Raw genomic sequence first — 3,687 nt, 5'->3', positions numbered from 1 at the left:
TATGCCCCCCTATCGAACCATACCAAGTATCGAAGAACCATCAGTTATCAGATTTGAGTTTTCAATTCACTGTTTTCTGAACAATGAAAAAAACTCCCTGATTATCGCCGATGATACCAACGGGTAAATAATTTTTCTAACTCCACCCAAACGAATAATAAGGTACTAAATCCCAAACAGATTAATAATTCTTCTTTAGTTAAAAATTGAGTGCCGAAAAAATCCCGCAGGGCAGGAACATAGATTAACATCAGTTGAAAAATTGTCGTCAGGGTTACTGCTACCCAGAGATAGGGATTAGTCAAAGGATTCATTTCTATGGTAAGATGATCGCTCGATCGCACGGAAATGGCATGACCCATTTGAGCTAAACAGAGAGTAGTAAAAACCATAGTTTTCCATGAACCAGTATTACCAAAAAGTGGATCCAAGCGCACAGCGATCAACATTTGAGTGATATTAATAATCGAAAAAATAATCCCAATTCTCACAATATAACTACCCAAACCGCGAGCAAAAATACTTTCTTGGGGACTAAAAGGAGGGCGACGCATAATATTAGGAGAAGCCGGTTCCACTGCCAAAGCTAAAGCAGGTAAACCATCAGTAACTAAATTCATCCAGAGAATTTGTAGGGGAGTTAGAGGAGTAACTAAACCCAAAAGAGGCGAAGCGGCGATAGTAATCACTTCCCCGATATTACTGCCGAGAATATATTTAATAAAACTGCGAATATTGTTATAAACCACTCGCCCTTCTTCCGTGGCAGCGACGATAGTGGCAAAATTATCATCAAGGAGAATCATATCACTAGCCTCTTTGGTGACATCGGTGCCAGCGATTCCCATGGCAATGCCGATATCTGCTTGTTTCAGGGCCGGAGCATCATTCACCCCATCTCCGGTCATAGCAACAAATTTACCCTTTTTTTGCAAGGCGCGGACAATGGTTAATTTATGTTCGGGGGAGACACGGGCATAGATGTTAGTTTTGTCAATGATGTTTTCTAGCTGAATTGGTGATAATTTATCTAATTCTCGCCCTGAGATGACTAAAGCTCCCGCTTGGGCAATACCAAGACTTTTAGCCACCGCTAGAGCGGTTAATTGATGATCACCGGTGATCATGATTGGACGGATTCCCGCTTCTCGACACCTAGCCACGGCGATTTGTACCTCTGGTCGCGCTGCGTCGATCATACCGACCATTCCTAACCAAATTAGGGCATCTTCGCTGATTTCAGTTGATTCTGGCGGATAAATCAGGTTTTTGTAGGCTAATCCTAAGACTCGCAAACCCCTGTTAGCCATAGCATTGTTAGCGACTAAGACTTTTTCTTTTTCCCTATCCCCAAAAGGAAGACTTTCTAATCCCGATTGATAGGAGAGACACTGTTCAAGGATTAATTCCGGGGAACCTTTGGTAAATAGTACGGGATTGACTCCTTGACAAATGACCGACATTCGCTTTCTTTGGGAAGAAAAGGGGATTTCAGCGATTCTAGGGAACTCTTGCTTGGTTAGGGATAAATTTAAGCCCGCTTTCGCCCCTAAAACTAATAAGGCTCCTTCCGTGGGATCGCCTAAAATGCTATCGTGACCGTTATCGAGGTCTAAACTGGCATCGTTGCAGAGGATACTGGCAATTAAAAGATGATGTAATTCTAGATCGGTTTTGGGATCGATCGCCCGTTGCTCGGAGTCTAAAAATTGTCCTTTTGGGCTATATCCTTCCCCAGTAACTAAAAAATTGCGATTAACTGTCTCTATCTCGCGTACAATCATTTTATTTTCCGTTAGCGTCCCGGTTTTGTCGGAACAGATCACATTAACGGAACCAAGGGTTTCTACTGCCGGCAGTTTGCGAATCAAGGCCTGACGTTTGACCATGCGTTGGGTACCTAGGGCGAGAGTTAGGGTGATAACTGCGGGTAATCCTTCGGGAACGACGGCTACTGCCATACTAAGGGAAACTTCGACTAATTCCTCTAGGGCCGACCAACCGGCATTGATCAGTCCGATGGTAATAGTCAGGGCCACTAGAATGAGAGAACCAGCAACAAGGACATTACCCAAGTGAGTCATTCTTTTTTGGAGAGGAGTGGGTTCATTGCCGACTGTTGCTAACATTTGAGCGATTTTGCCTAATTCCGTGGTCATTCCCGTATTGGTAACGATGACCTTGGCCCGGCCTTGCAGTACCTCTGTTCCGGTAAAGACGAAATTTAAGCGATCGCCAAGGGGAGTATCCCTGTCTAAGGGGTCAATGGAGGCGGATTTATTAACACTATTTGCCTCTCCTGTCAAGGCCGATTCGCGAATTTGCAGGTTAAAAGCTTCGATAATTTGGCCGTCGGCGCTGATTTGGGTTCCCGCTTCAATCAGCATGATGTCCCCGGGGACGAGATTAACCGCATCTATTTCTCTGCGTTGGCCCTCGCGGATAACATTAACTTGGGGAGAGGAAAGTTTTTTTAAAGCGGCCAGAGCTTTTTCGGCGCGACTTTCTTGCAGATAGCCGAGGATACCATTGAGGATGACAATTGTTAAGATAGCGATCGTATCTTTGAAGGGAACACCAATTTTAGCCAGATGACCGCGCTGTAATGCCAGTAAATCTAGTCCCCCGGAAATTATGGCCACGGCAATTAAGAGGAGGAGCATAATATTGGTAAACTGATCTAGGAGAATTTGCCAATTACTGCGCCTCGAACGTTCTTTTAGTTCATTTTTGCCATAATATTTAATTCTTTGGGCGATTTGCTCCCTATTGAGGCCATTAACAGCCGAACTACCGAGGATAGATAGGGTGGTTTCCACCGGATAGGTATGCCAAGGTTGTTGCAAGTTAACGCTGGAATGAGCAGAATAGTCGGCATTAGCGGCCATGGCAAGTGAAGATAGTTGATCTAGATAGATCTTAGCCCTTTCTTTCCAGGGTCACGGAAAAAAACAAATGTTTAAACTGGCTCTTCCTGCTCATAGACAGTCTTAACGAGTAATGTAGATAAGTAGCTGGTTATAATTAAATTGAAGATAGATCCCCCCTTAATCCCCCCTTGATAAGGGGGGTGTCTGAAAGTTTTTAACATCTACCTACTTAGTCAACAGCTTAGTAGGGCAAAGTAAACCAAAATTGTGAACCTTTTTCATCATTATTCATAATGCCAATTTCCCCTCCGTGAGCATGGATAATTTGACGACATAGATATAAACCTAGTCCTAAACTAATCTGATTATTATTATTATTGCCTTTTTGATAGCGATCAAATAATTTTTTTCTCTGGGTTTCGCTAATTCCCACCCCATTATCGGCAATAGTACACCGGAGATAATTGCCCTCTAGTCTAGCGGATAAAGTGATAATTATTCCTTGGGGATTGTGTTTAAGAGCATTGGCTAATAAATTCTCAAAAACTCGCCAGAGATGGTGAGCATCGGCATTAACTAAGGGTAAATCGGGAGAAAAATTATTAATTAAAGTTGCTTGATTTTCCTTTAATCTTAACTCCCATTCCTGACCGATCTGTTGACCAATTTCGTAGAGAGATAAAGGCTTTAGTTCTAGGGAAACTCCCCAAAGATCATTTTGTCGGGTTTCGACGAGAGAATCAATTAAAGTTAATTGTCGATCGCAACTGTTGGCCATCTGTTGTAAAATCTTCCGGGATACTTCTTTAGTTTCTCC

The 3,687-nt window shown here is 43.0% G+C and carries 2 protein-coding genes; both read right to left on the bottom strand.

Annotated elements, in window-relative coordinates:
* Positions 1 to 101: 101 nt before the first annotated feature.
* Complete coding sequence (locus tag PX636_RS21800; protein WP_288118854.1) at positions 102 to 2,888, bottom strand: cation-translocating P-type ATPase; 2,787 nt, start codon at positions 2,886 to 2,888, stop codon at positions 102 to 104.
* A 223-nt stretch (positions 2,889 to 3,111) separates the two neighbouring features.
* Positions 3,112 to 3,687, bottom strand: a 576-nt coding sequence (locus PX636_RS21795) for a sensor histidine kinase (protein ID WP_288118853.1), incomplete at its 5' end; no start/stop codon positions are given.

The organism is Microcystis sp. M53598_WE2, from assembly GCF_030067735.1.
Classification (GTDB): domain Bacteria; phylum Cyanobacteriota; class Cyanobacteriia; order Cyanobacteriales; family Microcystaceae; genus Microcystis; species Microcystis aeruginosa.
The sequence above is the reverse complement of the archived record's forward strand: the minus strand, read 5'-3'. Positions and strand labels throughout refer to the sequence as shown.

What these genes read in the sequence shown, in the direction of transcription:
- PX636_RS21800 (WP_288118854.1), bottom strand. Translation starts at nt 2,888, where the DNA reads ATGGCCGCTAATGCCGACTATTCTGCTCATTCCAGCGTTAACTTGCAA.